The sequence below is a fragment of the Pseudomonadota bacterium genome, assembly GCA_022572885.1.
In the GTDB taxonomy this organism is placed as follows: domain Bacteria; phylum Pseudomonadota; class Gammaproteobacteria; order Steroidobacterales; family MnTg04; genus MnTg04.
The window spans coordinates 44,498-59,105 of record JACZVC010000002.1 but is presented as its reverse complement, the minus strand read 5'-3'; the positions used below and the strand labels follow the sequence as shown (position 1 = coordinate 59,105).

Sequence of the window (14,608 nt, the reverse complement as noted above, 5' to 3'; positions counted from 1 at the left end):
ACCCATCGCTGGCGCGAAATTTTACCGACGGTCCGAGGCAACTACAAGCGATTATAACGAAAACAACAGGTTATCGATCAAGCGAGTTTTGCCGAGGCAAGCGGCGGTCAACAGCGCAAGGTCCTGGTCTTTTTTGCCCGCTACCGACAGATCGGTGGCCCGGCGCAACTCGAAATAGATCGGCCGAAAACCTGCCGCGGCAAGATTTTCAACCGCCCGCTCGAGTATTTGTACACGCGCCGGCGAGCCGGCTCTGATCAGCGCCGCCGCTGTCTGCAGTTCAGCATAAAGGCGTGGCGCAACCGCCCTTTCCTTTGCATTCAGATAACGGTTGCGCGTGCTCATTGCCAGGCCGTCCGCTTCCCGGCAGGTCGGTCCACCGAGGATATCAACCGCCAGATCCCGTTCGGCCACCAGTTGGCGTATCACCAATAGCTGCTGGTAATCCTTTAGCCCAAACACCGCCAAATCCGGTTGCACAACCTCAAACAAACGATTCACGGCCGTCGCAACGCCATCGAAATGGCCAGGCCTGCTGGCGCCACACAGGATACCGCCGAGTTCGCCGGCCGAGGCCTGCGGCACGGATTGTCCACCTTGCGGATACATCGCCGCTTGGCCTGGCGCATACACAGCATCGACTTGCTCTTTTTCCAGCAGGCCGGAATCGGCGCCCAGTTTCCGTGGATAACGATCGAAATCCTCGTCAGGCCCGAATTGCAGCGGGTTGACAAAAATGCTGACCACCAGGCGATCAGCCTGTTCACGGGCCAGCCGGACCAGGCTCAGGTGGCCTTCGTGCAAGTCGCCCATGGTCGGCACCAGGCCGATCGTGTGCCCCCGGCTTTTCCACTGGGCGATCTGGCTCTGCAGCAGCTCAACGGAAGTTATGGTCTGCATTAACTGAAACAATGCTCCGGCGCCGGGTAGTCGCCGCTGCGCACGGCTTCGACATAGGCCTTGACCGCGTCGATCGGGCTGCGGCCGCCAATCGTGAAATCCTGTGCAAAGCGCGGCTTGCGACCGATCGTAATATTCAGGATGTCGTACAGGACCAGGATCTGGCCGTCGACATCCGGACCCGCACCGATGCCAATCACCGGCACCTTGAGTTCGCTGGTAATCCTGGCGCCGAGTTCGTTGGGGATGCATTCGAGCAAGACGATGTCGGCACCCGCGTTTTCCAGCGCCCTGGCATCCGCGAGCATTTGTTTCGCGGTCGCGGGGTCGCGCCCCTGGATCTTGTAACCGCCAAGCTTGTGTACCGACTGGGGTTTCAGGCCGATGTGGGCACAGACCGGCACATCCCGCGAGGCCAGGTATTCGACGATTTCCACCTGCATCGCCCCGCCTTCGAGTTTGACCATCTTGGCGCGCCCTTCCTGCATCAGGCGCCTTGAATTACCCATGGCCTGCTGCGGCGTCGTATAACTGAGAAACGGCAGGTCACCGACCAGGAACGACCGGGTCAGGCCGCGGGCAACTGCCTTGCAGTGATAAACGACGTCATCGACGGTGACCGGCACCGTCGTCGGATGCCCCTGGATCACCATGCCCAGCGAATCGCCGGCCAGCACCAGGTCGACGCCGGCCTCATCCACCAGGTTGGCAAAACTTGCATCGTATGCGGTCAGGCAGGCGATCGGCATCCCCTCTGCCTTCATTTTTTCGAGCGTCGAGATCGTTACCGGCGGCTTGTCCGAGTCTCTTTGTTGCAAATGCGTATACATGCGGTCTCCTGTCAGGCGATGCTGCGACTAACCGGGTTGTAAAAATGCCGGCCGCTGCGAATCGAATTCACCTGCTCCAGCAACTGCTGGAAATCAGTATCGTTGCCCACCGGATCGATATCCGCCGTGTTGATAATCAGTAACGGCGATTCGTCGTACTGGTGAAAAAATCGGGCATAAGCTTCCATCAGTTGCTCAAGGTAGTCACGCTTTATCAATTGTTCAAATCTGACGCCGCGCCTGGCGACTCTTTCCAGCAATACCTTGACCGGCGCCTGGAGGTAGATCACCAAATCGGGGGTCGGCGGCTGAATATCGAGGCGCTCATAGATCTGCTGATACAACTCCCACTCCTGCGGGTCCAGTATCAGTTCCGCGAACAGCCGGTCCTTCTCCATCAGGTAGTCGGCCACCTTGACCGGGCTGAACAGGTCGCGCTGGCGTTCCTCCTCAAGCTGACGGGCGCGCTGAAACAAGAAAAACAATTGCACCGGCAACGCGCCGCCGCGCGGGTCCTGGTAAAACCGCTCGAGGAATGGGTTCGACCAGGGCTTTTCTTCGACCAGGTCGCAAGCGAAACTGTCCGCCAGGCGCCTGGCGAGGCTGGTCTTGCCGACGCCAATCGGGCCTTCCACCACGATATAACGCGGACTGGCGACAATCATGTATTGCTGTCTCCTGTATCGGCATAGCGCTGCAAACCTTGTCGTCCGCAAGCGGCCGCCAGTTGGCTCACTCTTCCCCGCCCAGGTATTTCAAGGGCCGGAGCGATTTCTGCCAGAGGATACAGGACAAAACTGCGTTCATGAACACCAGGATGCGGCAACCTCAGCTCGGCGTCATCACTGAGCTCGCGGCCATACACGAGCAGGTCGAGGTCCAGGGTGCGCGGGCCCCAGCGCTGACTTCGCCGTCTGCCCCTTTGCGCTTCCAGTTCGTGCAGCACGCTGAGCAGGTTCGCGGCGGACAGACTGGTCAGCAAGCCACAAACCGCATTGTGGAAATCGGGCTGATCCGGCGGGCCCATCGGCGCGCTGAGGTAAATGCCGGAACAGGTCAGGCTGCGTATATCGGACCGCTGTTTGAGTTTGGCCATGGCCCAGCGAAGCTGCCCGCAAGGATCGTCCAGGTTGCTGCCCAGGCCAACATACGCGGGTTGCCAGCGCATCGTCGCAATACCCGGTTATTCCTGGCCGCCCTGCCCGGCTGAACGCTTGCGCGCGCCCCGCCGCCGCGGGCGGCGCTTGCGTTTGCCGGAACCGGCGCCGCGCCCGACCTGCGCCATTTCACGCTGGGTTTTGTCATCGGCCAGTTGTATGTCTGTCCACCACTGCGCGGCTTGCGTATCGAAATCGCCACTGGATGCCCTTAACAACATGAAGTCATAGGCGGCACGAAACCGCGGGTGATGCAAAAAGCGCAGGCTGCGAACGCCCTTGCGCACGTTGAAACGCGATTGCAAGGCCAGCATTTCCTTCATCGGGATGGTTGTACGTCGCGGAACGCTGATCTGCGATTGCTGTGCCTTGACGATGTCCTCGACCGCCTGTTGCATGGCCGGAATCGGCGGCATGCCACTGCCGTGCAACCGGTCGAAACGTCTTTTGATAGGCGCCCAGAGGAGAACCGCGAACAAAAAGAACGTCGTGACCGGTTTGTCTTCCCTGACCCGCTGATCCGTGGTCGCGAGACCCTCGAGCAACAGTTTCCTGAACTGACTGTCTGTATCTTTCCCCGACTCGGAAACCAGCGCCGGGAAAAGATGGGCAAGCAGACGATAATGTTCGAGTAGTCGTAAACTCTCGACCGCACGGCCGGCCAGGAACATCTTGATGATTTCCTCATAAAGACGCGCGGGCGGCACACCTTCGAGCAAGTGCCCCAGTTCCCACAACGGCACCTCCGATGGATCGTCGATCGAAAAGTCAAGCTTGGCGGCAAAACGCACGGCGCGCAGCATGCGGACCGGATCTTCGCGATAGCGGGTCTCGGGATCGCCGATGACCCTGAGCACGCGTTGTTCGACATCTTTAAACCCGCCGACGAAATCCCAGATGCTGTAACCATCGAGCGTGTAGTACAGCGCATTGGCGGTAAAATCGCGCCGCCAGACATCGTCTTCGAGCTTGCCATAGCGGTTGTCGCGCAGGATGCGCCCGCCTGCGTCCGTCTGCCCGCGGATATCGTCGTCATCCAGTTCGTCATGGGTCGCCCTGAACGTGGCGACCTCGATGATTTCGCGGCCAAAATGAATGTGCGCCAGGCGAAACCGGCGGCCGATCAGGCGGCAGTTGCGAAACAGCTTGCGAACTTCATCGGGGCTGGCATCGGTCGCAACATCGAAATCCTTGGGCTGATGCCTGAGCAGCAAGTCACGGACACAGCCACCGACCAAAAAAGACTGGAAACCGCCCTTGTGCAGCCGGTGCAAGACCTTGATGGCATTGTTCGAGATATTGGCCCGCGACACCGTATGATCTGAACGGGGAATAATCGACGGGCGATGGGTGTTTCGCCCTGTTTGGTCACTCAAATGGGATGCTCCGGTTGAGCAAATCAGACGGGGCCGTATAATACCATCCCACCGCCACCGGCGGCACCCAGAACCACAGCGCTCCCTTCGTCTAGCGGTCAGGACGTTGGCCTCTCACGCCGAAAACAGGGGTTCGATTCCCCTAGGGAGCGCCATAATTTGGAAACTTTCCAATGTAAATTCGAGAGAATGTTTCCGCGGAAATATTTCTGGCATTGACTACGGTCTAAATGGTCCGGCGCCGTCGGCACAGGCTATGTGATCACTCTGTGTTCTCACCGCCAAAAGCTTCATATTGGCACCCGATTAGAAAAGCAGACCTTCGTGGAGCTAAATCTCAACCCCCCATATTTCTCTCAGATGGCCCGATCAAGCCACCCGCACAGGTCGTTGCCTATCAGGCCGCCGAAAGAAAACGACCCCTGGAAGGCTATTTAGCCCCAGGGGTCGTCCAGGCGTCGAATTTCAGAGTGAGGAATCAGCTTTTATCTTAGTCGACTATTCTGGTACATCATCAATCATGATCATGTCCATGTTCAGCATCAGGGTCATGTTCAGTGACCGTAACATTGACATACACCTCCCCATCGCCGATACAAGAGGCGCTCTTTACAGCCTGCCCTTTGTTCGTTGCGGTCAACTGCCAGGCCGTCATGGCTATCACAACAGATTCACCTCCAGTAGGAGGCAACGATATCGTATCCCCGGTCAACAGGAGGGCATAAAGAACCGTCACGATTTCCTCGTCAACTTCGGTGTGCGTGAAGCCATGGAACCAAAAGCTGGCTTGCGCTCTGCCGCCCCGTCCCTCTTGAACGCGCCCCTGATGTATCGAAAAGGTGCCGACGTCCCTGTGATTCTTCTCGTCCTCGTCCTTCTCCTCGTCCCCGTCCTTCGGAAAGCACTTCTTGCCCTGCGTGGTTGAGAATGGAGGAAATGGAGGAGAATCACCCGGTAGGGTATGGAAAAAGCTCAGATCCGTGAACTCACCAATCCCTGGCCGGGCAGGTCCTGGCGGCGACAGTGTCGCATCACCTAGGCCAATCGACGTTCCGTTCCCGAAGGTAAGCCAGGGGTGATCGTCGTCACTTTCGCCAGCAATAAAATCGCCACTAGCAGACATTGGGCCGATCACCACGTCGTAAAAAGTTTCGTCGCGGTCACCGCCGTTACAACCTTTGTGCGGCCCATGGCAACCGGTGTTCGGGTCGGGTTGGTCAGCCAACGCCGGCACGGCTGCAAGGCCCAGCGTAATTACAGCTATAGCTATGGTCACAGCCATAACACGAAATTTGCTTAACATAATATTCCTCCGACGAAATCGGGTTTGAAATGGATTTCGTGCATATTCACTCCGACATTGATTTATACGTCCTGGTGGCAGGAAAAACCTGAAAAAATCCTGAAATTTGTCTGAGCATTTTTCTTGCTCGGTCAGCGAATCACTGGTAGCCAGCCGACTGCAGGCGTAACCTAGGTTTCTTCGCCAATCGGAATCGATGCGGTATGTCTCGACAGCCGAATATGTTGATTGGGGACTGGACCGTTGACCCATCGATGGGTCAATTGACTCGGGATGGCCAAACAGTCCACCTTACGCCGCGGGCCATGGACCTGCTGCGGGTGCTTGCGGACCATGCGGGTGAAGTCGTCGGTCCCGACGAACTCATGGACGCAGTATGGGCGGATATACAGGTCGCACCGGAGACTCTTTATCAGGCGATCGGAGCCATCCGTCGCGCACTCGGCGACGATTCCCATCGACCGAAATATCTGGAGACCATCCCGAAGAGGGGATACCGGCTCGTGGCGAGCGTCCGCTACGAATCTGATTCGGAATCCGGCGACGTAAAATTACCGGCGAGGCGATGGCTCTCGATGTCCCGTTCGGCCGGGAAGCGTGCGGCAATCGCTATGACGCTGATCATCGCGGCGGCTGCCTGGGTGATGGTATACGTGGATAGACGAGGCGTCGCCGAGATACAACCATCGTTGAGCCTGGCGATGATGCCCGCAGTATCGCAATCGGCGAACTCGGACGAGATTCTGCAGCGTATTTCTGATCAGCTGGTGGAGCGCCTTATCTACTTCGACGATGTGACCGTCGTCATTCCGGATGTGCCCGTGTATGGCGGCGAGAATCTCGGACCCTATGTGGCCACGGGTCGCTCGTTAGGGGTGGATGCAGTTCTCATCCTCAGAGCCGATGCCTCGGGGCGCACTACTCTGGATGTGGTCGACCCGGAATCGGAGACGCTTCGCGCGAGCATCCCGGTAGATGCAAATGTGTCTGATGAGGGCGTGTCCACCGACGAACTGATCTTGCGACTCGAACAGGAACTCGATGTGGCGGGGAGCTGGAGCCAGGAGCTTGCCGAGCTCGAAGGACAAAGTCTCGACCCAAGGGAACTGGCAGTCCTCGGTCGTTACTACATGCAGCGTCGCTTTAAGCCTAGCGAGGGCGTGTCCACGTTAGCAGATTCGCTGTCGGTAATGGTTAAATCAATCGCCGCGTTGCGGGCGGCGGTCGATGCGGATCCGGACTTTGTCGACGGCTGGACAGGGCTGGCCCTCGCATTGGCCCTGCGGTTTTCGTACGGAACGGATCAGGCCGCAAAGGAGAGGAGCCTTGATGATGGTCGTGTTGCCATTCAGCGGGCACTGGCACTGGACCCGGACTCGGCCGAGGCATACGCGGCCATGGGTTTGATCCATGATTTCGAGCGCGACCCCGTCATGGCACGGGCTGCGTATGAACACTCACTTGCCCTGAATGCCGATAGCCCGATGGTTTTAAGATGGTTGTCCCGAACCGTCGACACCTTCGGAGAATTCCACCTCGCGGCCGGCTACGCTCGGCGCGCCGCCGAACTCGCGCCCTTCTCCACCGAGTTCCTGGCAACAGCAGCAATGTCCAGCATGATGGTAAGGGACTTCGATAGTGCATCCCGGTTTCTGAATGCTCAACTGCATCTGATACCAACCCATGTCTCCGCGCTGAACAACCTCATAGTCGCACACAGAGACGCCGGACAACTCGACCAGGCGATAAACCTGGGTCCGCGCCTGGATCGTGCGCTTCAGCATCCGTACACGATCCGCCACATGAGCTGGCTGCCAGGGATGATGGCGAACATTTATATTCAAATCGACGCACCTTCGAGTAGCGAGTTGCTGATTCGACAGGCCGAGCGAGATTTTCCGAACGATCAGTACACTTACTGGACCCGATCAAGCTATCTGCTGGCGACCGAAAATATCGACGGCGCGAGGGCGCACATCAGGAACTGGCCAGTAGACCCGGAATTGGCGCACCTGGTAGTCGCCCACGCAACGATGGCCGGTTTGCACGACTACGCGCAGCAAGTACTTGACCAAATGCCCGAAGCAAATGGCCCATTGCCATCGGCCGATCCATTCCTGGTTCGCGGGAAATGGCTTACCAGAGGTCAATTGATGATGGCTGCCTTACCTGCTGTGTACAAGGCATACATCGATGATAATGCGGGGAATTCCAGCGCCGCAGACGCCTTGCTCACAGAGACCTCGGAGTTTCTCGATTATTGGATACAACGCGACGTCGGGACACCCAGCGTCCTTTATTTCCGGGCTGCGATCCATGCTCTGCAAGGGCGGCCCGACGAAGGCGTTGCAGATCTTGCCGCCGCCGTTGAAAAGGGCTTCCGGTACGCGTGGCACATCAGGATCGACCCGGTCCCCGATGGCTTGCGGGGACATCCGGGTTTCGCCGCCGTGCTCGCCGAACTTGAGGATGAACTGGCCAGGCAGCGGGCGCTCATTGATCTCCCGGCAGGACGTGAATTATATGTGGGCAGCCATAGCGCTCTAAATTATTGAGCCGCGCTGGGTGCATTCAGGACCCATCGTTCAAGCGCAAGACCGCCCGGCATTTTCTCCGCGAAAATCTTCCGATTCGATTAAACTCTGCGCATGGAAATCTTCAAGGGCTTTCAGATCGAAGCGGCGCATCGTTTGCCAAACGTGCCCGAAGATCATAAGTGCAGCCGTCTGCATGGGCATTCGTTCCGGATCGAGGTGCACGTGTCCGGCGATGCCGGTGGCGACAGCGGCTGGGTCATGGATTTTGCCGAGCTAAAAAAAGCATTCCAGCCTTTGTTCGAGCAACTCGATCACCATTATCTCAACGACATCCCGGGCCTGGAAAATCCGACCAGCGAAAACCTGGCGCGCTGGATCTGGCAGCGGCTGATCGGCGATCTCACCGGCCTGTGCCGGGTCGTGGTTTGCGAAACCTGTAACTCAGGCTGCAGTTATACCGGCCCGTCTGCCTGACCAGGCCCAGTCTTGCCGGAGCAAAAACTCAACCAGGCGATCGCTTGTTACCAGCAGGGCCAGATCGACCAGGCGCACGGTCTTTGTGCCGAGATTCTGACAGAGCAGCCCGCGCACCCGGCCGCCAATCGCCTGATGGCGGCCCTGTTGGGGGCAAGTGGTAAAACTGATTCGGCGCTGGTCCATATCCGGCGCGCGCTGGACCAGGCACCCGACGATCTCGAAGCCCTGCTCACGCTGGCCAGCCTGCAACGCCGTGCGGGCGAGCCCGGCGAGGCCGAGGCAACACTGGGGCGCACCCTAGTTCTGCACCCGCAGGCAGCTGCCGCGCATTCCAATCTCGCCAATTTATTGCTGGCCATGGGACAAAGCAAACAGGCGATCACGGAATTCGAAAACGCCTTGTCCTGCCAACCGGACTTTCCGGACGCGCTTTATAACCTGGGTGTGACGCTGATGCAGACCGGTGATTATGCCAGTGCGGTGGAAAACCTGGTGCGCTGTTTGTCGGTCGCGCCGGCGGATGCCGATGCCGCTTACAACCTCGGCCTGATTTTTTCGGCGCTGCGAAATCCGGATGCGATCGAGGCCTTCCAGCAGGCGCTGCATTACCGGCCGGATCATCACGAGGCGCATTTCTCTTTGGCCCTGGCGCTGGCCGACCGGCAGCAGTACGAGCCTATGCGCAAACATTTCCGCGCGGCTTGCGAACTTGCGCCGGCGAATGCGGCTTATCGTATTTCCTATGCCGTAGCGCTCGGCCGCTGCCAGCCCGCCGGCGACGATGCCGAACTCGAAAAGGAACTGCTGGCGCTATTTTCCGCGACAGACTTGAACCTCGAGTTGTTGTTGCGGCCGGCGCTGAATTACCTGAGGGCGAAAGCGGGTTTTTGCCTGCTACAGGCGGATGGGACGGCATCAAACATCGACCAATTCCCGGTCGAGCAACTGCTCGAGCAGCTTTGCGAGCCGCTGCTGCTCGCCGTCCTGCGCCACTGCCTGGCGGCGGATGCGGCGATGGAAACCTTGCTGAAAGCGAGCCGGCGCAAGATTCTGCTGTGGGCGACGGCTGCCCCGCCCGCTGGCGCCATCCGAACCAAACTGACCGGGTTTCTTCAAGCCCTGGCCCGTCAGCTGCATGCCAACGAGTACCTGTGGCTGGCCGATCACGAAGAAATAGTGGCGGTTGACGGCTTGCTTGGCGAGGCGACCGGCAACGATTCCTGGCGCGTCTTGCTCGCCGCCTGTTATCGCCCGATCACGGAATTCCCCGAAGCTCTGCGGCAAGCGCTGAGCGACAATCCCGCTTGCGCGGATTTATACCGCTTGCAATTAACCGACGCCATAGAACGCGAGCGGCTTGCCGGCCAAATGGAGTCGCTCGCAACAATCGACGACGAGGTTTCCAGAAAGGTCCGCAGGCTGTATGAGGACAACCCCTATCCGCGCTGGCAGACCGCCAGCCGTGAAAACGGCAAGGATTTCGTATCGCAGATTCGCTCCGTGTTCCCGTTGCTGGACCCGGCGGGGCTGGCCAAACCCGCCCGTCCCGAGATCCTGATCGCCGGTTGCGGCACCGGCCGGCACGCGATCGAAACCGCCGCCAAATTCAAAGACAGCAAGGTACTGGCGGTCGACTTGAGCCGGGCCAGCCTGGCGTATGCGCAGCAGATGAACCAACGGCTCGGTCAGGACAACATCGATTTTCTGCACGCGGATATTTTGCACCTCGCGGCGCTGGAGCGAAAATTCGACTTGATCGAATGCTCAGGCGTGCTGCATCACTTGGCCGACCCGGTGGCCGGCTGGCGGGTGCTGGTCGGTCTGCTCAGGGACGACGGCCTGATGCGCATCGGTCTGTACAGCGAACTCGGGAGAACGGATGTCCTGGCCGCAAGGCAAATCCTGCCTGCGGCCGAGTCGGTCACCGCGGATGACATCCGGAAGTCCAGGGCAGACATCCTGGCGCTGGCGGACGGCCACGCGGCCGCCGGTATCCGCAAGAACCTGGATTTTTTCTCCTTGTCCACCTGCAGAGACTTGTTGTTTCACGTGCAGGAACACCGCTTTACGTTGCCGCAGATCGGCGACTGTCTCGATGAACTCGGCCTGGAATTGATCGGCTTTGACCCTGGCCCGGGCCGCGCAGACAAATTATATCTGCAACGCTTCGCCGGCAATCCGCGAATGGACAGTCTCGACGACTGGCATCAGCTCGAGCAGGAAAATCCGGCGTTGTTTGCCGGCATGTACGAGTTCTGGTTGCGCAAGCGTTAGCGCTACGCCCGCCGGGCGATCGTCAACGCTGGCAGGAACGCAAACTACAAATTCTTGCTACGCGATGCCGCTAGCTGACCATACAGGCTGACAATGGTCTCGGCGGCGCAGTCCGCTTCTTCTTTCGACATTTTCCGGACGCTGGCGAAGACAGGCCCTTCACCGTTGATCGCCGTGACCCGGGTCAAATCACCGGTCAGACGCTCGAACTTGCTCCTGGCGCTTTTGGGTAATTGATCTGGTTCCAGATCACCCAGGTGGCCAATATAGGCGCCGACCAGGCGCTTTTTAATGGATCCGGAACCGGCCAACTCCAGGGTTGCCCGGAAAAATCGCTCTTTGGTATCCAACATCTTGTCCCCTTGGTTATATTCGGACCATTTATCATGGTTGCCGACTTTTATGAGGCTCTCTTGGCGTGCGGCCAAGACCTGTATCGGGCAATTCCGTATGCAATTCAACAGGCTGGCTAAACAATATATACAATTTTGTGGCTTATGCAAATTGGTCCGAATCTAATCTGACAAATTTGCTCGCTGGGGAACTCGCAACCGGGCTATCAGTCGCACCGGAATAACGGTACAAATAAACAAAATCAGCCATAGAAATCTTCGGGAGCCCGGAACATGCCAGCAAAACCATCGCAGCCACGAGTGGCCCCGATTTTGGTCAGCCTGTTGATGTCCGTGGCAACGTTAGCGCCCACGGCGGCACCGGCCAACGAGGCGCAGGCGGCTGCGCGCCTGCAGCAACTTGGCGATATCGTGTCGAACGACCGCCAGCCCGCCGCCAGGACATGGCTTCTTGAGGTCAGCTCAGACCCGGCGCTGACAGTGAATGCGCGGGAGCACCTGCTCTATGAGGGGCTGCTGGCGCTCGGATCGTTGGCCACCCCTGATGATCAAACAACCCAAGCGGTCAAGGAACTGCTGGGTTATCAGTCAGAATCGACGACGATTCTCACGGAGGGCAACCACCGGTTGACCGTCGCGCTGCACGATGTCGCCTCGGCTGCCCGGCTGACCCTGGGAAACTGGCGCATACAAGCTGCCCGCGGCGAAATCCTCAGGAAGATTGCCCGCGGCCAGGCGCCGTTGCCCGCCTGGTCCGCTGACCTGGACGAGAACCGGCACATCGCCGCCGGTCTGGAACAGGCGTTGGCCGAGCTTTCGCCAGCCGAATTGCGAGCCTGGCGCCCGCAGATTTCATCCGCCTTCGATGATCAGCCCCGACTCGCCGGCGGCGTGCTGCTGATCGCGAGGCGACTGGGCGATGTAGGTTTGTACCGGCAACTGGCCATCCAGGCCCCCGCGGCTGTGGTCATCGATATGATGCGCGATCTGGAACAATCGCTGGATTCCGCGCAAAGCCTGGCGATCCTCGACCTGGTCCGGCAACGCGATCAACTGGCATCGGCGGCGATTCTCTCCATCGGCCGTTTACAGGCCGGCTACGCCGGCGCCAAAGAACAATTGTTTGCGCTGCTGGCTGACCCGCAACATGGCGCCTCGGCCGCCGGCGCGCTGGCGAGGTACGGCGATCTGTCTGATATTCGACGCCTCGGCGGTGTGATCCTCGATGACAGCGCAGGAGCGCAAAGGCGCACAGCCGTCCTGGCGCTGCGGCTCCACGCCAGCCCCGCGGCCAGGGCGGAACTTGGCCGGCTGGCGGCCAATCCGCGTTTATCGGCAAATCTCAGACAGGAGATCGCGCAATGGCTGGCCCTGTGAATCGCTCCGTGCTGACTCGCTTGGGTGTCGTGGCCGGCCTGCTGGTCTCGGCCAACGCAGGCGCCCAGTGTCTGTTCGACCAGTTCAACGAGATCGTCAACCCGTTTGCGCCCGGTTGCGGCGATGTCCGGTTCACCTATACCGAGAATGACAGCAGCGGCCTGAATATCGCGCTGGGCTTTCCGCCGCCGTTGCCGGTCGCCTCGCTGACCGCGGTGGACGGGTTCCGTGAATATGTCAGTTTGCATATGCAGCACCAAGCCTTGATGATAGCGAACACCGACCAAGTCACCGGCACCATTGTCGGTCAGACGCTTTCGGGCCGGAATATCTGGGCCTACCGGCTTGGCGATACTGCAGATTCGCTGACTGTAGATGGGCTGCCTGAGCCCGCGGTCATGGTCAACACCGGCACTCATCCCCGTGAATGGCAAACTCCGGAAGCCTCGACCGAATTGTTCGAGACGCTGATCGAGAACAAGGCCGATGGCGGTGTGGGCCAGTACCTGGCCGAAAATCTCAATGTCGTAATCCTGCCGGTTCTCAATATCGACAGTTTTATCCAGACACAGAGTTTTCCGCTCAGCGTCACGGCGGACCCCGGTCAGCCGAGGGATGGCCGCATGCGCCGGAAAAACCTGCGAAACCCGGTGTCACTGGGCGTGGTCGATGCGGACCTGACCACCGTTGGCGATAATTTCTGGGGCGTCGATCTCAACCGCAACAACGCGTTTGGCTTTGGCCTGAACAATGGCTCATGGGGCCAGGGTCGCGAGACCAGCCTGATTTTTCGCAGCCTGAGCGTGGCCTCGGAACCTGAAATACTGGCTTTGCAGAACGGCGCCGCCCTGGGACCGGAGGATCGGCTGCGGATGTACACCGATATCCATTCATTTACCCAGATATATTTCACGCCGCTCACCGGCAATACCCGCCGTGACAACATCACCGTGGCGCTGATGAACCGCATGCGGGTGGCGTCGCCGAGGATTTACCGCGATGGCCGGGACGGGCCCAACGAGGTCGGTAACCAGGGTATCGGCACAACAGCGGATTATTTCGCCTACACCTACCAGATTCCATCCTGGACCCTGGAGACGGAACCGTTGAACGGCGCCCAGGACTACGGTGGCACCAGTACCCATGGCCACAGCGGCTTCATCCTGCCCGACAGCCAGGTGGCCCGGATGCGCGACGATATCACCAGCATGCTATGGCTGGGTTTCTACCGCCAGGCCGCGCCGCCCAGGATTCAAGCGGTGCAGATCAGCGAAGCGGCGACCGGCAACATCGTTTACGCAGCGAGCTGGGTCTCGGCGGGCGGCAACAACAGGACCCTATCCGTGACCAGCAGTAGCGCAATGGTGCCCGGCGGCGATTACCGGTTGTGGCTGGCTTTCAACAAGCCCATGCGCTTTCGGAACTCTATCGGAAATATCATCCGATATCAGGGGCAAACCGTTGATGGCGCGACCGGCAGCGCCCGACTGGAACTGCCCACCGTCGCGGGCGAACCCGCGGTATCCATACCGATCAATACGGCATCCGCCTGGCTGAATCAGCCTGGCGGAGCACCGAACGGTTACCTGCGTTATGCGGACGACGCGGTCGTGGCCGTTTTCACGATACCGGCCAACCTCAGTATCAGCAGCGCCGTGCCCGCGGTCCTGGCGATCAGCAATCTCGATTTTGCGGTGGCTACGCTGGATGCCAACCCGGCGACCGCGGTGGACTGGTCGAACGGCGCCTGGATCAATTACGAGGATCAGTTTGGGGTCGCCGGTGACATCGGCGGCGTGGATTGCACGCTGCAGGTTTTCGTGGCGCCGAACAGCACCGACCCCGCACCGGCGGAAACCGCCGCCTGTGCCGCGGCCATCCCCCCGCCACCGCCGCCTCCATCACCACCGCCACCATCAGGTGGTGGCGGCGGCCTGAGCTGGCTGCTGGGAATGCTGCTGCTAACGATCGGCTGGCGTTTCACCGTCAACGGCTCGGGCAACCGGCGATAAACGCTGGTGCAT

General features: G+C 59.5%; 12 protein-coding genes and 1 tRNA gene. 6 read left to right on the top strand and 7 right to left on the bottom strand.

The window, feature by feature from the left end:
• Positions 1-51 precede the first annotated feature (51 nt).
• Genes IIA05_01110 through pcnB form a run of 5 tightly spaced genes read right to left on the bottom strand, consistent with a single transcriptional unit; the run spans position 52 to position 4,263 of the window.
• Complete coding sequence (locus tag IIA05_01110) at positions 52-900, bottom strand: pantoate--beta-alanine ligase (GenBank protein ID MCH9025698.1); 849 nt, start codon at positions 898-900, stop codon at positions 52-54.
• Positions 900-1,730, bottom strand: a complete 831-nt coding sequence (gene panB / locus IIA05_01105; protein MCH9025697.1) for a 3-methyl-2-oxobutanoate hydroxymethyltransferase — start codon at positions 1,728-1,730, stop codon at positions 900-902. The genes IIA05_01110 and panB overlap by 1 nt, the downstream gene beginning before the upstream one ends.
• Positions 1,731-1,741: 11 nt before the next feature.
• Positions 1,742-2,395 carry a deoxynucleoside kinase gene (locus tag IIA05_01100; GenBank protein ID MCH9025696.1) on the bottom strand — a complete coding sequence of 218 codons (654 nt, stop codon included), beginning with the start codon at positions 2,393-2,395 and terminating at the stop codon, positions 1,742-1,744.
• Complete coding sequence (gene folK / locus IIA05_01095; protein MCH9025695.1) at positions 2,392-2,898, bottom strand: 2-amino-4-hydroxy-6-hydroxymethyldihydropteridine diphosphokinase; 507 nt, start codon at positions 2,896-2,898, stop codon at positions 2,392-2,394. Before folK ends, IIA05_01100 begins: the two co-directional genes overlap by 4 nt.
• A 15-nt stretch (positions 2,899-2,913) precedes the next feature.
• Positions 2,914-4,263 carry a polynucleotide adenylyltransferase PcnB gene (gene pcnB / locus IIA05_01090; GenBank protein MCH9025694.1) on the bottom strand — a complete coding sequence of 450 codons (1,350 nt, stop codon included), beginning with the start codon at positions 4,261-4,263 and terminating at the stop codon, positions 2,914-2,916.
• 80 nt (positions 4,264-4,343) lie between these two features.
• Here pcnB and IIA05_01085 point away from each other — a divergent pair.
• Positions 4,344-4,418 (top strand) — tRNA-Glu (locus IIA05_01085).
• Positions 4,419-4,777: 359 nt separating this feature from the next.
• Here IIA05_01085 and IIA05_01080 read toward each other — a convergent pair.
• Positions 4,778-5,566, bottom strand: coding sequence for a hypothetical protein (locus IIA05_01080; GenBank protein ID MCH9025693.1), 789 nt, complete (start codon positions 5,564-5,566; stop codon positions 4,778-4,780).
• A 254-nt stretch (positions 5,567-5,820) separates the two neighbouring features.
• Between IIA05_01080 and IIA05_01075 the strand changes: the two genes are divergently transcribed.
• The 3 genes from IIA05_01075 (at position 5,821) to IIA05_01065 (ending at position 10,854) form a co-directional block, all read left to right on the top strand.
• Positions 5,821-8,121, top strand: coding sequence for a winged helix-turn-helix domain-containing protein (locus IIA05_01075; GenBank protein MCH9025692.1), 2,301 nt, complete (start codon positions 5,821-5,823; stop codon positions 8,119-8,121).
• 93 nt (positions 8,122-8,214) lie between these two features.
• On the top strand, positions 8,215-8,577 hold the full coding sequence (queD, locus tag IIA05_01070; protein ID MCH9025691.1) for a 6-carboxytetrahydropterin synthase QueD: 363 nt from the start codon (positions 8,215-8,217) through the stop codon (positions 8,575-8,577).
• Between the two features lie 12 nt (positions 8,578-8,589).
• Entirely contained in the window at positions 8,590-10,854 is a 2,265-nt protein-coding gene (locus IIA05_01065) for a tetratricopeptide repeat protein (GenBank protein ID MCH9025690.1), read from the top strand.
• Positions 10,855-10,898: 44 nt separating this feature from the next.
• On the opposite strand, the gene IIA05_01060 is transcribed toward IIA05_01065, so the two are convergent.
• On the bottom strand, positions 10,899-11,207 hold the full coding sequence (locus IIA05_01060; protein MCH9025689.1) for a hypothetical protein: 309 nt from the start codon (positions 11,205-11,207) through the stop codon (positions 10,899-10,901).
• A 273-nt stretch (positions 11,208-11,480) separates the two neighbouring features.
• On the opposite strand from IIA05_01060, the gene IIA05_01055 reads away from it, so the two are divergent.
• Both IIA05_01055 and IIA05_01050 read left to right on the top strand, forming a co-directional pair.
• Positions 11,481-12,584: a hypothetical protein gene (locus IIA05_01055; GenBank protein ID MCH9025688.1), complete on the top strand. Its 1,104-nt coding sequence runs from the start codon at positions 11,481-11,483 to the stop codon at positions 12,582-12,584.
• The gene (locus IIA05_01050) at positions 12,569-14,596 is read left to right on the top strand and encodes a hypothetical protein (GenBank protein MCH9025687.1); all 2,028 of its coding nucleotides are present in this window, start codon (positions 12,569-12,571) and stop codon (positions 14,594-14,596) included. The genes IIA05_01055 and IIA05_01050 overlap by 16 nt, the downstream gene beginning before the upstream one ends.
• Positions 14,597-14,608: the final 12 nt, after the last annotated feature.

What these genes read in the sequence shown, in the direction of transcription:
- IIA05_01110 (MCH9025698.1), bottom strand. Translation starts at nt 900, where the DNA reads ATGCAGACCATAACTTCCGTTGAGCTGCTGCAGAGCCAGATCGCCCAG.
- panB (MCH9025697.1), bottom strand. Translation starts at nt 1,730, where the DNA reads ATGTATACGCATTTGCAACAAAGAGACTCGGACAAGCCGCCGGTAACG.
- IIA05_01100 (MCH9025696.1), bottom strand. Translation starts at nt 2,395, where the DNA reads ATGATTGTCGCCAGTCCGCGTTATATCGTGGTGGAAGGCCCGATTGGC.
- folK (MCH9025695.1), bottom strand. Translation starts at nt 2,898, where the DNA reads ATGCGCTGGCAACCCGCGTATGTTGGCCTGGGCAGCAACCTGGACGAT.
- IIA05_01080 (MCH9025693.1), bottom strand. Translation starts at nt 5,566, where the DNA reads ATGTTAAGCAAATTTCGTGTTATGGCTGTGACCATAGCTATAGCTGTA.
- IIA05_01075 (MCH9025692.1), top strand. Translation starts at nt 5,821, where the DNA reads ATGGGTCAATTGACTCGGGATGGCCAAACAGTCCACCTTACGCCGCGG.
- queD (MCH9025691.1), top strand. Translation starts at nt 8,215, where the DNA reads ATGGAAATCTTCAAGGGCTTTCAGATCGAAGCGGCGCATCGTTTGCCA.
- IIA05_01060 (MCH9025689.1), bottom strand. Translation starts at nt 11,207, where the DNA reads ATGTTGGATACCAAAGAGCGATTTTTCCGGGCAACCCTGGAGTTGGCC.
- IIA05_01055 (MCH9025688.1), top strand. Translation starts at nt 11,481, where the DNA reads ATGCCAGCAAAACCATCGCAGCCACGAGTGGCCCCGATTTTGGTCAGC.
- IIA05_01050 (MCH9025687.1), top strand. Translation starts at nt 12,569, where the DNA reads ATGGCTGGCCCTGTGAATCGCTCCGTGCTGACTCGCTTGGGTGTCGTG.